At 69.8% G+C, this 14680-nt stretch carries 15 protein-coding genes; 5 read left to right on the plus strand and 10 right to left on the minus strand.

The annotated features are described in order from the left end of the window. Nucleotides 1-537: 537 nt before the first annotated feature. Entirely contained in the window at nucleotides 538-2028 is a 1491-nt protein-coding gene (locus IG78_RS0116120) for a peptide MFS transporter (protein ID WP_030563612.1), read from the plus strand. Nucleotides 2029-2150: 122 nt separating this feature from the next. Beyond that, entirely contained in the window at nucleotides 2151-3065 is a 915-nt protein-coding gene (locus tag IG78_RS0116125) for an alpha/beta hydrolase family protein (protein ID WP_030563614.1), read from the plus strand. Nucleotides 3066-3119: 54 nt separating this feature from the next. On the opposite strand, the gene IG78_RS49205 is transcribed toward IG78_RS0116125, so the two are convergent. The 6 genes from IG78_RS49205 to IG78_RS0116155 all read right to left on the minus strand — a co-directional run bounded on the left by IG78_RS49205 (nucleotide 3120) and on the right by IG78_RS0116155 (nucleotide 9824). Further along, nucleotides 3120-4628, minus strand: a complete 1509-nt coding sequence (locus IG78_RS49205) for a hypothetical protein (protein WP_157855803.1) — start codon at nucleotides 4626-4628, stop codon at nucleotides 3120-3122. Next, on the minus strand, nucleotides 4625-5920 hold the full coding sequence (locus IG78_RS0116135) for a hypothetical protein (protein WP_051852701.1): 1296 nt from the start codon (nucleotides 5918-5920) through the stop codon (nucleotides 4625-4627). Before IG78_RS0116135 ends, IG78_RS49205 begins: the two co-directional genes overlap by 4 nt. A gap of 412 nt (nucleotides 5921-6332) precedes the next feature. Beyond that, a complete protein-coding gene (locus IG78_RS0116140; protein ID WP_318657867.1) occupies nucleotides 6333-7169 on the minus strand; it encodes a COG1470 family protein in 837 nt (278 codons plus the stop codon). A gap of 127 nt (nucleotides 7170-7296) precedes the next feature. After that, nucleotides 7297-8052, minus strand: coding sequence for an LPXTG cell wall anchor domain-containing protein (locus tag IG78_RS0116145; RefSeq protein ID WP_030563621.1), 756 nt, complete (start codon nucleotides 8050-8052; stop codon nucleotides 7297-7299). A 580-nt stretch (nucleotides 8053-8632) separates the two neighbouring features. After that, complete coding sequence (locus tag IG78_RS0116150; protein ID WP_030563623.1) at nucleotides 8633-9142, minus strand: ATP-binding protein; 510 nt, start codon at nucleotides 9140-9142, stop codon at nucleotides 8633-8635. A gap of 313 nt (nucleotides 9143-9455) precedes the next feature. After that, a complete protein-coding gene (locus tag IG78_RS0116155; protein WP_030563625.1) occupies nucleotides 9456-9824 on the minus strand; it encodes an STAS domain-containing protein in 369 nt (122 codons plus the stop codon). A 261-nt stretch (nucleotides 9825-10085) separates the two neighbouring features. On the opposite strand from IG78_RS0116155, the gene IG78_RS0116160 reads away from it, so the two are divergent. Further along, complete coding sequence (locus IG78_RS0116160) at nucleotides 10086-11096, plus strand: RNA polymerase sigma factor SigF (protein WP_404827697.1); 1011 nt, start codon at nucleotides 10086-10088, stop codon at nucleotides 11094-11096. Between the two features lie 125 nt (nucleotides 11097-11221). On the opposite strand, the gene IG78_RS0116165 is transcribed toward IG78_RS0116160, so the two are convergent. Then, nucleotides 11222-11599 (minus strand): ATP-binding protein, encoded by a 378-nt coding sequence (locus tag IG78_RS0116165; protein ID WP_051852686.1) that lies wholly within the window; start codon nucleotides 11597-11599, stop codon nucleotides 11222-11224. A 120-nt stretch (nucleotides 11600-11719) separates the two neighbouring features. Here IG78_RS0116165 and IG78_RS0116170 point away from each other — a divergent pair, with 120 nt between their 5' ends. Both IG78_RS0116170 and IG78_RS0116175 read left to right on the plus strand, forming a co-directional pair. Next, entirely contained in the window at nucleotides 11720-12565 is an 846-nt protein-coding gene (locus IG78_RS0116170; RefSeq protein ID WP_030563631.1) for a helix-turn-helix domain-containing protein, read from the plus strand. Then, entirely contained in the window at nucleotides 12552-12770 is a 219-nt protein-coding gene (locus tag IG78_RS0116175) for a DUF397 domain-containing protein (RefSeq protein WP_030563633.1), read from the plus strand. Before IG78_RS0116170 ends, IG78_RS0116175 begins: the two co-directional genes overlap by 14 nt. Nucleotides 12771-12773: 3 nt before the next feature. Here the strand turns inward: IG78_RS0116175 and IG78_RS0116180 are convergent, their stop codons facing one another. The 3 genes from IG78_RS0116180 to IG78_RS0116190 all read right to left on the minus strand — a co-directional run bounded on the left by IG78_RS0116180 (nucleotide 12774) and on the right by IG78_RS0116190 (nucleotide 14658). Then, a complete protein-coding gene (locus IG78_RS0116180; protein ID WP_030563635.1) occupies nucleotides 12774-13205 on the minus strand; it encodes a hypothetical protein in 432 nt (143 codons plus the stop codon). A 64-nt stretch (nucleotides 13206-13269) separates the two neighbouring features. Next, nucleotides 13270-13713: a glycine-rich domain-containing protein gene (locus IG78_RS0116185; protein WP_030563637.1), complete on the minus strand. Its 444-nt coding sequence runs from the start codon at nucleotides 13711-13713 to the stop codon at nucleotides 13270-13272. Between the two features lie 96 nt (nucleotides 13714-13809). Beyond that, nucleotides 13810-14658, minus strand: coding sequence for a helix-turn-helix domain-containing protein (locus tag IG78_RS0116190; protein ID WP_030563639.1), 849 nt, complete (start codon nucleotides 14656-14658; stop codon nucleotides 13810-13812). Nucleotides 14659-14680 lie beyond the last annotated feature (22 nt).

Raw genomic sequence — 14680 nt, forward strand, 5'->3', positions numbered from 1 at the left:
TCACCACCGCCCGCCCACACCCGCCCCACCGCCGGGCCGCAACCGCCCCCGAGCAGCGCCCCCAGCCACCCCCACCGCACGCCCCCGCGGGATGCGATCCCCGTCACGCAAACAGTGTGATCCTCGGAAGTACCCTGCGTACACCTTGGAATGTGCGAGATTGGTTCCAGCGTCACCTGTGATCCATCTCTCAAGTCCTTTCAAATGCCGCTCTGTCGTGGCGTATGGTGGCGAGACGCCTGTAGCACTACTCAAGGACCTTTGGCCCGCTATTGCGCGCCAAGGGTCTTTTCGGTGTGTGGGCCGGTGCTCGTTCACCGGCCTCGAAGGAATGACCTGTGGTCGGGCCCCGCACGCGAAGTCGCGTCCCGGGGTGTGGATCTCGGAGTCGTCGTCCCCGGTGCCCCACGGACTCCGTGGCACTGATCCCTCTTCAGGCGTGAGGGCAGGACGCCGACGCCGGTGCCGACCGCCCCCCACCGGGCGTGCCCGCGGCCCCGCGCCGTCGGACGCGTCCCGAACCACGAGGATCGACCCATGGCGTCCAGCCTGACGAAGGACTCGGCCAGCACTCCTGGTTCCGAGAAGACCTTCTTCGGCCACCCCCGCGGCCTGGCCACTCTCTTCATGACCGAGATGTGGGAGCGCTTCAGCTTCTACGGCATGAAGGCCCTGCTCCCTCTGTACCTGGTCGCGCCCGGCGGCATGAACATGAACGCCGCGACCGCCACAGCGGTCTTCTCGATCTACATGGCGATGGTGTACCTGCTCGCCATGCCGGGCGGCTGGTTCGCCGACCGCGTGTGGGGCCCGCGCAAGACGATCACGATCGCCGCCCTGGTGATCATGGCAGGTCACGTCACCCTCGCACTCCCCGGCCAGGGAGTGTTCTTCTTCGGCCTCGTCCTGGTGGCCATCGGCTCCGGCCTGCTGAAGGCCAACATCTCCACGATGGTCGGCCACCTCTACGACGGCCCGGACGACCCGCGCCGCGACGGTGGCTTCACGGTCTTCTACATCGGCATCAACCTGGGCGCCTTCTTCGCCCCGCTGGCCATCGGCACCGTCGGCGAGAAGGTCAACTGGCACCTGGGCTTCGCCCTCGCCGCGTTCGGCATGGCCCTCGGCCTGGTCCAGTTCCTGCTCGGCAGCCGCCACCTGAGCGAGCGCAGCAGCGTCGTACCGAAGCCGGTGGAGAAGCCGGTCCTGATGGGCCTGCTTCGCAAGGCCATGCTGTGGGTCATCGCCGCCGTGGTCTTCTACGGCGTCACGATCGCCACCGGCGTCTACACCCTGAACTGGGCCATCGTCCCGATCACGGTCGCCGGTCTGGTCATCCCGATCTGGGTGCTCGCCCGTATCAAGCGGGACAAGGAGCTCGACCAGGCCGAGCAGTCCAGGATGACGGCCTACATCTGGTTCTTCGTGGCCGCCGCCGTCTTCTGGATGATCTACGACCAGGGCGCCTCCACGGTGGCCCTGTTCGGCAAGAATTCCACCGACACCTCGATCCTCGGCTTCGACTTCCCGGTCTCCTGGTACCAGTCGGTCAACCCGGTCCTGATCATGGCCCTGGCCCCGATCGTCGCCGTCCTGTGGCTGGCGCTGAACCGCCGCGACAAGGAGCCGACCACGGTCGTGAAGTTCGCCGTCGGCCTGGTCATCACCGGTGCCTCGTTCTTCGTCTTCCTGATCCCGCTGACCATGGCGGGCGACGGCGAGAAGGTCGGCGCGTACTGGATGGTCGCGATCTACTTCATGCACACCGTCGGTGAGCTGTGCGTCTCCCCGGTCGGCCTGTCGGTCACCACGAAGATGGCACCGGCGAAGTACGCCTCACAGATGCTCGGTGTCTGGTTCCTCGCCGTCACCGCCGGTGACTGCACCACCAGCCTGCTGTCCACCGCGGGCGTCGATCTGAACAAGACCGGCGTGGTCGCCATGGAAGCCGCCCTCGCCGTCGTCGCGGGCCTCTCGGTCTACATGTACCGCAAGAAGGTCAAGGCACTCATGGGCGACGTCAACTGACACCCCCCGCCTGAACGCGATCTCGTACGGTTCGTACGAACTGAGGGCCGCCGCACCACACGGTGCGGTGGCCCTTGGCGTTTCACCGGGCACGGCACCGGCGCCCGGTGGACCATCGCCGCATGACCGTACGCCGTGCGCTACTGACCCTGACCCTGTGCGGAACGCTCCTCTCCGCGGGCGCCGCCACCCCGCCATCCGTCGCCGCGCCCTCGCTCGCCGTCACCGAGGCGTCGGCGGCCGCCGCCCCCGCCCCATCTGGGCGGGTCTTCGCCTACGGCGCGCATCCGCGCCAGACGGTGACCGTGTACGGGCCGCCGGGCGGCAAGCGTCCGGCCCTCGTCGTCCTGCACGGCGGCTCGTGGGCGCGGGACACCGACTGGAGCGGCTGGTCGCGCTGGTTCGCGGCCCGCGGCTTCACCGTGTACGACACGGACTACCGGCTCTCGTCGGACGCGGTGTGGTCCGCGCAGCGCACCGACGTCCTCGCGGCCCTGCGGTGGACCGCCCGCCGCGAGGGCCCTGGCGCCCCGCGCCCACTGCTGCTCGGCTCGTCGGCGGGCGGGCACCTGGCGGTGAGCGTGGGCGCGTACGGGGAGGGCCGCGCGTACACCCGCGGGGTCGTCGCCCTCTCCCCCGTGGCGTCGCCCCTCCGGGCCTGGCGGGACGGGACCCGGCCGGGCGCGAGCTGCGCACAGCGGGGGCTTGCCCGGGCGGCGAAACGTCTCGCCGGGTGCGACCCGGGCCGGGCGGGGCAGAGCGACCCTGGCCGGGCGGGGCTGCGCTGTCGGGAGCGGTGGAGCGACATGTCGGCCGCCTCGCACGCCTCGGGCGCGCGTGACGCCCCGCTGTACCTCGTCCACTCCGCCGGTGACTTCGTACCGCCCGCGCACTCCGCCGAACTCGCCGCCGCCCAGGGCGACGCCGGTCTGCGGGACGTGACCCTGCGGACGCTGCCCGGCTCCGCGCACGGCGGCCCGCTCCTGCGGGCGCCCGGCCTCGCGGAGGACGTGCTGCGGTGGCTGCGGGCGCGTTAGGGCACGCGCAGCCACCTGCCTCAGCCTCCTCCCCCTGCGGGGAGTACCGCGGCGTCAGGTGTCGCGGCGCCACCTCGGCAGGAACGTGAAGACCGCGCCGCCCAGCAGGATCGCCGTGCCCGCGATGAGGCCGAGCGCCCGCAGGCCGCCGTTGTCGTCGGCGCCGGTGTCCGCGAGGCCGCCGCCGGACGCCGCGGCACCGCCCGCCGAACCGGACGCGGAGCCGCCCGCCGCGCCGCCCCCGGCACTCCCCCCGCTGCCGCTGCCGCCGCTTACGCCGCCGGCCGACGAGCCGCCGGAGGCGCCGCCCGGCTGCGCCGACGTGTCGAGTTCCAGGGACACCTGGGTCTTCGCCGGGGTGCAGGTCGTGGTCGTACCGAGGGCCTTCACGGTCAGGGTGCCGGGCGACAGCGTCGACTTCCCGTCGGCGCCGGGCTTGTACGTACCCTTGAGGTCGGGGACGGTGATCGGGGCGCCGGACTTGATCGGTTCCTTGTTCGCGGGGCCCTCCACGGCCACCGTGCCCTTGTCGGCACCGCCGAGCCGTACCGCCATCGAGGGGATGACGGAGTTCGCGGGAATGTCGGCAGGGCTGTCCATCACCGACTTCTTGAACCGTACGGTGAGGCCGTAACTCCCGCCGTCCTTCCTGGCGTTGATCTGCACCGGCGAGGTGGCTTCCTTGTCGCCGATGGGGGTCTTGCACTTGTAGGGCACCTGGACTTCCTTGCCGGTGAAGTCGGTCTGGTCGTCGCCACCACCGCCGGAACTCCCACCGGAGGTGGTGCCGCCGGAAGTCGTGCCGCCGGAGTTCCCACCGGAAGCGGTACCGCCGGTGCTCCCGCCGGAAGTGCTCCCGCCCGAGGTGGTGCCGCCGGACGTGGTACCTCCCGACGTGCTGCCCCCGGACGTCGTCGTCCCGCCCGAACTCCCCCCGCCCGCCGTCACCTTGATGGTCGCCGCGGCCTTCACGGCTTCCTCCGGCTTGCACTTGGTGTCGGTGGAGATCGGCTTGTTGACGTTGATGTCGTACGCGTCCGGCGTGAGCGTCACCTCACCCGGTTCCGTCAGCTTCAGCGTGCCCTTCATGTCGGACAGGACCATCGCGCCGCCCTTGGGGATGGGCGGGTTGCTCCGCGTCCCCGCCAGCTTCAGTTCGCCGCTCAGGGCACCGCCGAGCTTGACGGTGCCGGTGGGCAGGACGGTGTCCTTGCCGAGGTCGAGGATGTCGGGGTTCTTGGAGGCGGCCTCGACCGTCTTCCACACCACCTCGACCTCGTCACCGGCCTTCGCCTCCGCGGGCGCCCTGAGCTCCACCTTCGTGGTGCCGTGCACCGGCGGCAGATTGGAGATCGGCGGCGGGACGCACTCGGTCCTGTACGCGACCTCGGCGGCGTGCGCGGGTCCCGCGGCGGCGATCAGGACGAGGCCGGTGCCGCCGAGCGTCAGCGCGACACCGACCGCGGTGGCTCTGGTACGAAGAGGTGGACTCCCAGGACCCCGAGCGCACCACGTCCTCCGCGACCGCCACGTCCTCCGCGTCGTCATCCGCGTCCTCTTCATGTTTCTCCTTTCGTCGTGGGGCTGTTGAGGCCTTGGTCGGACGGTGCGGAGAGCTGCGGGGCGGGGGCGCCCGGGTCGGTGTCCGGGCTGAACCAGGGCAGGGTCGATGAGGGGGGCGCGGCGGGCCGGGCGGCGGAAGCCTGCGCGCCGCGCCCCGCATCGCGCCGCTCGGCTCCCCGGCCCCCGGTTCCGCGCCCCTCGGCCACGGCCGACTGCGGGAGACGCAGCCTCGGCAGGCGCAGCTTCGACAGTCGCGCTGCCGACGGTCGCGCTGTCGACGGTCGCGCTGTCGGCAGGCGCGCTGTCGGCAGGCGCAGATTCGGCCGTCGTACGGTCGATGCGCGGAGGGGGTCGGTACGGTGGCGGCCCGGGCTGCGGCGGCCACTCCCGCGGCCAGAGGTGCGGCGGCCGCTGCCGCGGTCGGGGCGCAGCCGGTCGACGACCACCATGCCGACGCGGAAGACGGCGGCGGGTACGACGAGGCAGAGCAGCACCCAGAAGAGGGTGACGCCCCAGGGGCGGCCCACGCCCCAGGGCTGCTCGGCGAGGACCTTGTCGCCGAACCGCAGCGAGACGAGGTAGTCGCCGTGTGCGCCCGCGGACAGCTCGACCGGCAGTTCGATCCGGGTCTTCTTGCCCGGCGCGATGGTGCCGCGCCACTGCTGTTCCTCCCACTGGGGGGCGAACACACCGTGTGAGGTGCCGACTTGGAAGACCGGGTCCTTGATCGGGGCGGAGCCGACGTTGCCGGCGGTGAAGGCGAGTTTGCGTGCCGGTGGGGCGCCGAACCAGGTGAGGAGGCCGCTGGAGCCGTCGAGCCGGGTGTCGGTGAGGACGGCGAGCCTGCCGCCCGGGCGCCGCTCGGGCAGCGGCTGCACCGGGTGCCCCGCGACCTTGAACTCCGCGTCCGCGGTGGCCTTCGTGCCGGTCACCGTGGCGACGTGCACGACGCACGGGCAGGGCTGCGGGGGTTCGGCGACGGGCAGCTTCTTACGGAAGCCACCGTCACCGTCGGCGGTGACGGCACGCCCTTGGGAGTTGGCACAGGAGTTGGTACCCCCCGGCACCCCGACACCGGGCGCCGCCTGCCCGCAGACAAGCACCATCAGCAGGGCCCCACCCCGCCACCCCTCCCCTTCAACGCTGACCGAACCACCGGCACCGGCCTGGGGGGTGGAGAGGGTGACGGTGGGTTTGTCGGCGGCGGGGGGCGCCGGAGGCGCGGTGAGAACGCCGAGGGGCCCGTCGGCGGCGCGGGCTACCGGAGACGCGGCGAAGGCGCCGCCGAGCAGGGCGGCGAAGAGGGCGACGGTGAGCGCGGCGACCGGGGCACGCTCTCGCCCACGGTGACGAGGCTGCGGGCGCCGGGCGCGCGGCCGGACGCTGCGAGCCGCACACCGGCGGCCCCGCGCCCCCTTACCGTTCACCGCACCCCGCAGGGCTCGCGCGGAACCGCCCCTCACCGCACCCCACAGGGCGACCGCGATGCCGCCACGCACCACAGCCCGCAGGGCGACCGCGATGCCGCCGCTCACCGCTCCCCGCAGAGCTCGCGCGGGACCGCCACCCACCACACCCCACAGGGCAACCACGAGGCCGCCACCCACCACACCCCGCAGGGCCCGCGCAGAACCGCCCCTCACCACACCCCACAGGGCTACCGCGAGGCCGCCACCCACCACACCCCGCAGGGCGCACGTCGCCTCACCCTTCACCGCTGGCCTCCGCCCGTCGACGCCGACGTACCGCAACAACGCCTCCCGCGGTGAGCGCGAGTGCTCCCGCCGCGCCTCCCCCGACCGCGGGCCACGGCACGAGCCGGGCGGAGGCGTCCCCGCGCTCGCGCACCCCGCCCGCCGCCGTCACCGTGAGCCGCACGTCCACCGAGTCGAGCGCCGGGACCGAACCCCATGGCTCGGTGAGGGAGACCCGCCGTCCGGGCGCCAACTGGAGGGGCAGCTTCCGCGCCTTGCGGTCGAGCAGTTCGCCGAACAACCCTTCGGCCCGTACCGCGATCCGCGGTTCCAGGACGGTGTTGCCGCGGTTGACCAGGTCGTACGAGATCCGCCCCGCCGCCGCGTCGACCCGCACCCGCTCCACGGTGAGCGCCGCGAGCGCGGGGCCGCTGACCCGCAGCCGTACGGGAACCCGCTCGTCGCGGCCACCGCCGCGCGCGACGACCTCGCCGAGGTGGTCGCCGGGAGCGGCGTCCCGCGGCACCGTCGCGGTGAAGGGCACCTCGGCGCGGGTGCGCGGCGGCACCGTCACCTCGCGCTCGGTGAAGGCGAGCCACTTCCCGGTGCCGCCGGGCCCTGCCCCCCGCAGCGTCACGGTGCGCGGCCCTGTGCCCGGGTTGGTGACGGCCACGGTGTCCTTCAGTACGGCTCCGGGGGTGCCTTCCAGGTAGAAACAGGGCCGCCCGCCGCCCCCCGCGGCCCGGGCCCCGGCCCCGGCCCCGGCGGAGGGCGCCACGGACCAGGCATCCGCGGAGCCCGCCGCCCCCGCGCCCGGCACCGGCCCCACGCACCACCCCAGCAGCACGACGGCACCCGCGCACACCACACGCGCCCCGCGCCTCCCCCACGCCGAAGGCGTAGGCGGTGTAGGCGGCATCGGCGACTCCGGCGGCATCGGCGGCTTCCGCACTCGTACCAGGTCTCCTCACATGTCAGCGGGACCGCGCAGCCTGGTTCCGCCGGGTCAGCCACAGCACTCCGGCCGCGCCCGCGAGCAGCACGGTGCCGCCGAGGGTGCCGAGGGCGATGGCGGAGTCGGCGGGACCGGTCTGCGGCAGCTCGTCGCCGCCGCCCCCGGCGCCCTGGGACCCCGCGGAGGCGTCACCCGTGCCGGAGCCAGCGTCCGAACCGGATCCCGCGCCGGTGTCACCGGAACCGCCACCCGAACCACCGCCGCCCGAGCCCTTGACGTCGAGCGTCAGGGACGGCTCTGGGTTGTTCGCGGGTGTACACGTCGTGGTGGTTCCGAGGGCCTTGATGGTCAGCACTCCGGCCGTGAAGGTGACCTTCCCCGACTCCTTCGGTGTGTACGTACCCGACAGGTCACTGATCTTGATGGGGGTGTTGGCCGGAATCGCCGCCGAGTTGGTGGGCCCGGAGACCGGGACCGTCCCGCTCTCCGCGCCGCCGAGCTTGATCAGCGCGCTGGGCTTCATCGCGCCCTTGCCGAGCTCGACGGGGCTGGAGGAGACGCCCTTCTGGAAGGACATGGTGAGCTTGTAGCCGCTGCCGCTCTTGACGCTCTTGATGTCGATCGGGGAGACCGCCCCCTTGTTGCCGATGGGCGTCTTGCACTGGTAGTCCACGTCCTGGACCTCGGCCTGTGCGACAGGTGCGGCAAGGAGCAGAGCCGATCCGGCCAGAGCCGTGGCGAGGACGAGCGCGGCCGTCTGTTTCTGGTACGACACCTCGTTTTCCCCTCATGCCGTGGTGCGGGCGAGTCCGTGCCGCACATGCGCTTTTACTGACGGCACATCAGATTGGGCGCTCAAGGTACGCCCGTGACCTTGCCGAGGGAAGACAAAGGACGCGCCGGATCTGTGGTGATCCGACGCGCGAGAGATGTACGGGACAACCCACCCGGAGGACGAACCGGCGCGGGGACCCCACCCCGCCCGGCCCGAGCTTTCCACCTCGCCCGGCGCGGGGACCCACCCCGTCGGGCACGGTCGTTCCAACCCGTCCGGCGCAGCCGTCCCAGCCCGTCCGGCGCTTGAGGACAAGCGCGCAGCGCGGGGGTTTCAGCTCAGCCAGGACACGAGCGAACGAGGACGAGGGGTTCCAGCCCGTCCGGCGCTTGAGGACAAGCGCGAAGCGCGGGGGTTTCAGCTCAGCCAGAGCACAAGCGAACGAGGACGAGGGGTTCCAGCCCGTCCGGCGCTTGAGGACGAGCGCGCAGCGCGATCAACGCCAACCACACCCCCCAGGAGGAAAAGGCGGACCCCCTCCCCCCCAAGCCGGAGAGGCAAAAGCGGCCCGGCCCCCCAACTAACCGGGGGCGCCCAATTCCGCCCAAACCGTCTTACCCGCGGAATCAGCCGCCCGCACAACCCCCCAGTCGAGACAGAGCCGCTGCACGATAAACATGCCGTGCCCGCCGGGCCGCCCCGCACGATGCGGGGTCCGGGGAGCGGGCTGGCCGGCGCCACGGTCGGAGACCTCGATGCGCAGGACCTTTCCGTCACTGGAGAGCCAGAGCTCGTCAGGCCCCTCGGCGTGCAGGCACGCGTTGGTGACCAGCTCGGAGACAACGAGCAGCACATCCTCAGCGGCGGCACGGCGATCCGCACCCGACGCGGGCAGCCAGCCCCAGGCGTGCAGCGCCTCCCGGGTGAAGTCGCGTGCGAGCGGCACGACGCCGCTCTCCCCGTTCAGGCTCAGCCTGCGAACCTGACGGGCCCCGGACTCCGGGGCGGTCGCGGGCGCGGGAGCAGCCGCGACCGCGGCCTCCGGCTCCGGGCCACGGTCGCCCGGCGAGCAAGGCCGGGTGGTGCTCATCAGCACTTCACCTCACCGACAAGAGGACTGGACAAGTGACGAGGGTGCGGGGCCCCGACGGACCCCTGCCCGCGGGCTGCCTCCTGGCCGCCTACCGCTCTGACTTTTACTTGCTGACTGACTGAACTGACGCCGACCCGAGCCGACGCCGAATCGACGCCGAGCCGACGACAGATCCAGGTTGTCTCCTGCCCGGCAGTTCCGCAGGAACACCCATGGATTTGGGAGGAACCGTGTGACGCTGATAACGCATCGATCACATAGCGACAACTGACGCGTAACACTACGCGCCGCACACGGAGAGTCACCCGACTCAGTCGGCCAGCGCCGCTTCGAGCGTCTCGTGGACGGTAAAGACGGCGTCGGCACCGGTGATCTCGAAGACCCGCGCCACCACCGGCAGCATCCCGGCCAGATGGACGCCACCTCCGGAGGCCTCGGCCTTGAGCCGGGCCCCGAGGAGCACATTGAGCCCCGTCGAGTCACAGAACTCAAGCCGCGAACAGTCGACCACGAGGCGTGTGAAGCCGTCGTCGACGCAGGCCTCCAGCGGCTCGCGCAACAAATCGGCGGTGTGGTGATCCAACTCACCCGCCGGAGTCACGACGGCACTGTGGCCCTCTTTCCGGACTTCGACCAGAAGCCGGCCCCTGTGTGCGCTGCCGACCGTCCCGCGGTCCATGCCGTCACTCTCTTCCCGACAAGTCGTGGGCTGTTCCTTGCGCGCTGTGAGACGCGATGACGCCCCTGAACACTACGCCTTCCTTGCGCCTTGGGGTACCCGAACATCCTCCTGAATTCGGACATTTCGGAACGGAACGCACTTGCGACTCCGGCGCGGAAGCGGGTAGGGGTAGAAGAGACATCAATCGACACGGACGGCCATGGAGGCGCCGCACACCGCAGTACACGTAGTGGCATCGGCAGCCATATGCCGAGAACGATGGAGGAGACCATGTCACCCCGGCTCGACGAATCGCATACTGACCAGGCGACGTCGACACTCCCGCCGAACCGCACGAACCGCACGAACCGCACCGAGACCGAGATCACAGTGATTCCGGCGCCCTCGGCTCCCGCCGACGAGGCCGCGCCGATCGCGACTACCGCCGTGCGCCCGTCCGCCGGTATCGGCGAACCGCACGAGAGCCTGCCCGGGCTCCCCGAGATTCCCCCCTACGACGAGGTGGGGGCGTTGGACGCGCGCGCCCTCTCCAAGACCCTCTTCGAACGGCTCGAATCCCTCGAAGAGGGCACGTACGAGTACGCGTACGTCCGCAACACCCTCGTCGAACTCAACCTGGCCCTGGTCAAGTTCGCCGCCTCCCGGTTCCGCTCCCGCAGCGAGCCGATGGAGGACATCATCCAGGTCGGCACCATCGGCCTGATCAAGTCGATCGACCGGTTCGAACTGAGCCGCGGCGTGGAGTTCCCCACCTTCGCGATGCCGACGATCGTCGGTGAGATCAAGCGCTTCTTCCGCGACACCTCGTGGTCGGTGCGGGTGCCGCGCCGGCTTCAGGAGCTCCGCCTCGACCTCGCCAAGGCGGGCGACGAGCTGGCGCAGCAGTTCGACCGCGCGCCGACAGTGGCCGAACTCGCCGAGCGCCTCGGCATCTCGAACGACGAGGTCATCGAGGGCATGGCGGCGTCGAACGCCTACACCGCCAGCTCGCTGGACGCCCAGCCGGAGGAGGACGACTCCGAGGGCGCCCTCGCCGACCGCATCGGCTACGAGGACCACGGCCTGGAGGGCATCGAGTACATCGAGTCCTTGAAGCCGCTCATCGCCGAACTGCCCGCCCGGGACCGCAAGATCCTCTCCCTGCGCTTCGTCGCCAACCTGACGCAGTCGGAGATCGGCGAGGAACTCGGCATCTCCCAGATGCACGTGTCCCGTCTGCTGTCCCGCACTCTCACGCGCCTCCGCAAGGGGCTGACCCTGGAGGAGTAGGCCGACCGTCTCGCGTTCCTGTTCTGTCGGGTGCCCAGGCGCTCCGCGAGCAAACGGTTTTGACGGCACATCGTTGTGGGGCCGCCCCCAGTGGGCGGCCCCACGCGTGTGTTCCGTGCCCGGCCTCACCCCTCCCCCACCTCGCACCAGACGGTCTTGCTGTCGGCCCCCTGCTCCACGCCCCACCGCAGCGATACCGCGTCGACCAGGGCAAGACCGCGCCCGGCCTCGTCGCCACTCCCCGCGTTCCGGAGCACCGGCCAGGCCCGGGGGTCGGGATCGGTGACGGCCACGCGGGTCCGCCCGTCCCCCGCCCTCGTGAGCCGGACGGTCACCGGCGTCCCCGCACCGAGGTGCCGGATCACGTTGCTGAGCAGTTCACTGACGCATAGCTGTACGCCGGGGTGGCCACCCAGCACGCGCCGAAGCTCGGGCACCGCCTTGGGGACGGCGAGGAGTGCCACCTCGAAGGTGGGGGCGGGGTGCGGATCCTGATCGTGCATGGGGGTACGCCTTCTTCCGTGCGCTCTCTGTGACGTTCTGGTCACACAGTGACGTCACGGCACGTAACGTGACAGAGGTTCGAGTTGCGCAGGGGAACTGGCAAAGGGCGGTGGTGCGTTGTGCCTCCTCGCAAGGACACCGACGCGTCGGCGAGCGTGCCGGCTTTCTACGGCGCGGAGTTGCGTTTCAAGAGGGAGGCTGCGGGCCTTACCCTCGAACGCCTGGCGGAGGGCAGCTACCGGGGCGTCCCGTTCCTCAGCCAGATCGAGCGCGGCGAGCGCCGCATGCCGTTCGACCTGGCCCAGCACGTCGACGCGAAGCTGGGGACGGACGGCTTTTTCCAGCGCCGCTGTGAAGACGCCCGCAAGGCGCGGCAGGAGGGCCACGCCGAGTACTTCGCGGACGTGGTCGAGATGGAGCGGTTTGCGGAGTCCATCGAGGACTGGGCGCCGATGATCGTCCCCGGGTTGTTGCAGACGCCCGCCTACGCGCGAGCGATCGTACGGGCAGCGATGCCTCGCGCATCGGTCGACGAAGTCGAGAAGAAGGTTGCCGCACGGGTGAAGAGGGGCGACCTCTTCCAGCGGGAGTCGCCCCCGGAGTTCTGGGCCATCCTGGACGAGTCGGCGATTCGCCGCCGGATCCTTCCGCCAGAGGGGATGACCGAACTGCTGGAGCACATCGCCGAGGTGGTCAGGGGGACCCGCTCCATTTTGCAGATCGTCCCGGAAACCACCGCGGCCCATCCGTTCATGATGGGCATGACCAGGGCCATGACCTTCGCGGACGCGCCTCCGGTGGTGTACACCGAGAGCCTGCACAGCGGCCAACTCATCGACTTTCCACCGCTCGTGAAGCAGTACCGAGCGTCGTACGATCTGCTCAGGGCCGCCGCACTGCCGCCTGAGGCGTCCCTGGCCATGGTCGAGGATGCGGCTGAGGAACACCGAAATGACAAGCCATGAAACCGACTTGAGCGACGCCGTGTGGCGCAGGAGCAGCTACAGCAACGGTACCGGCGGCGAATGCGTCGAGATAGCCCCCAACCTCCCCGGAACCGTCCCCGTCCGGGACTCCAAGGTCCCGGACGGCCCCGCCCTTGTGATCACCGCGCCCGCGTGGGTTCCCTTCGTCACGGCAGTCGCGAGGCGCGAACTGGGCAGTTGTTGATGGTCACGGAGTTCCCACGTAGTACTGGGGATAACGGGTGTGCTTGATCGAGATCTGCTCGGGCGTGAGGACGGGCACAGTCATGTTGCCCGTGACCAACACATCATGATGTGACCAGTTGCCAACATCGGCTCGACGGCCGCCACGCTGCAGCCCCCACTCCCCACGGGGGAGCTTCGCGACGAGGTCGGCACCCATGATGACGGCACGAGTTGCCTGAGTGATGATCCAACGCGCCTTCTCGCCTTCCTGCGCAGTCGAGCGGCAGCATCGATTCGCCATCTGCCAGAGCTTCTCCCACTGGACACCCGGTGTCACCGGACCGATGTAGGCGATTTGCTGATCCTCCACAAGCTTCGACGTATAGCCGAAAACTGGTCCGAACAAGCTGAAGGCTGCGACTCGCCCTTGCCCTTTGTGGGCAGCTTCCGGCATGGGATTCCCTCTACAGAGTCGACAGCGCCCGGACTCTCGGGTCCGGGCGCCAAAGGTTGATCACCTAGCAGCAGGGGCCATCGCCGCAGCAGGCCGGTTCGTTGCACGCGGCGGCTGTTTGCCACAATCGCTTGTCCACTTGGAACCCCGCCCTTTCGATGTGCTCCACGACCGAGACCATCAGGCCTCGGGAGCGCACCTTCGAGTTGGGCTTGTGATGCAGGAAACGTCCGAAGTTCGTGCGGCACCACTCGGCGTACTCGACGCTGTGGAGCATGAAGGTGTGCCAGGCCGGATCGACTTCTTTCGACGGAGCGAGAGTGCCTTCCGTGTGGGTCGTTCCCATGGTCCACAGGAACGCCAGTCCTTGATCCATGATCCGGTCAGCCACGCTGTGTTCGAGCCCGTACTCGTCGGCGCAGAAATCCACCAGACGCCGGAACAGGTCCTGCGGAACGAGGTCTCGGCCTTGCCGTGTCTTGACCGAATGCTGCAGAGCGAGAGACATGACGTCTCTTCCCTTCTTCTATGGAAGCCGGGGACACCAAGAGCATCGGACCGCGAGGTTGCGGGGCTCAACGAATGTGCCGGAACTTGCCGACGATCACCTGAGAGCCTCAATCGCCTTCGCGATGAGAGAGCGTGCCGCGGGACCGTACACAGCCATTTCTGCCAGCGTCGCGAACGTCTCGGCGTATATGTTGATCTCGTGGGGCTGGACAATGGTCAGGTGGGCCGAGACCAATTCGACATTGGCCTGTGCTTCATCGAAGAGGAAGAAGCCCTCTACGGGCCATAGAGCGGAGCGGTCGGTGTCGAGCGGGATGATGCCGAGGCTGACTGACGGCAGCGTGGAGACAGAGCGCAGATGCCCGAGCTGAGCGGCCATGGTCTCGATGCCGCCGATGCGGTATCTGAGTGCCGCCTCTTCCAGGATGATCGAGAAGCGGTGATTACCCTCATACACGATGTGTTGCTTGGCGACTCGGATGGGCACGGCCTCGTCCACGTCGTCGACGAGCCGGCGACGGACGCGGATTGAGGTCAACAGCGATCTGATGTAGGCCTCTGTTTGCATGGGTCCTGGGATGAGCCAGGAGGAATAGATGCGGTACCGAAGAGTTCGCTCCCAGACCGGGATCACTGATTCCTGAACCCGTCGGAGTCCAGAGCGTTCAAGTCGACGCCACTCGACATACATGCCGTCGATGCCTCGTGCGGTGGCAATCAAATCCTCGGTCAGATGCGCTGCTCCGCAATGGCACGTATAGGCACGGATGTCATCGAATGATGGCGGCCTGGAGCCGTTCTCAAGCCGTGAGCACTTGGATTCGTGCCAGCCTGCAAGAGCAGCCAGCGCCCGCGCGGAGAGCCCTGAGTCCTTCCGGATCTCGCGCAGGCGCCGACCGAACGCAAAACGCGCCTCCTGGACCGAGGAGGATGGCGTAGTCACCGAAGATCAGCCTGTTCTGCCC

Source organism: Streptomyces aureocirculatus (assembly GCF_000720475.1).
Classification (GTDB): Bacteria; Actinomycetota; Actinomycetes; order Streptomycetales; family Streptomycetaceae; genus Streptomyces; species Streptomyces aureocirculatus.

Coding starts and splice junctions, on each gene's coding strand:
- IG78_RS0116120 (WP_030563612.1), top strand. CDS start 538: ATGGCGTCCAGCCTGACGAAGGACTCGGCCAGCACTCCTGGTTCCGAG.
- IG78_RS0116125 (WP_030563614.1), top strand. CDS start 2,151: ATGACCGTACGCCGTGCGCTACTGACCCTGACCCTGTGCGGAACGCTC.
- IG78_RS49205 (WP_157855803.1), bottom strand. CDS start 4,628: ATGAAGAGGACGCGGATGACGACGCGGAGGACGTGGCGGTCGCGGAGG.
- IG78_RS0116150 (WP_030563623.1), bottom strand. CDS start 9,142: ATGAGCACCACCCGGCCTTGCTCGCCGGGCGACCGTGGCCCGGAGCCG.
- IG78_RS0116155 (WP_030563625.1), bottom strand. CDS start 9,824: ATGGACCGCGGGACGGTCGGCAGCGCACACAGGGGCCGGCTTCTGGTC.
- IG78_RS0116160 (WP_404827697.1), top strand. CDS start 10,086: ATGGAGGAGACCATGTCACCCCGGCTCGACGAATCGCATACTGACCAG.
- IG78_RS0116165 (WP_051852686.1), bottom strand. CDS start 11,599: ATGCACGATCAGGATCCGCACCCCGCCCCCACCTTCGAGGTGGCACTC.
- IG78_RS0116175 (WP_030563633.1), top strand. CDS start 12,552: ATGACAAGCCATGAAACCGACTTGAGCGACGCCGTGTGGCGCAGGAGC.
- IG78_RS0116180 (WP_030563635.1), bottom strand. CDS start 13,205: ATGCCGGAAGCTGCCCACAAAGGGCAAGGGCGAGTCGCAGCCTTCAGC.
- IG78_RS0116185 (WP_030563637.1), bottom strand. CDS start 13,713: ATGTCTCTCGCTCTGCAGCATTCGGTCAAGACACGGCAAGGCCGAGAC.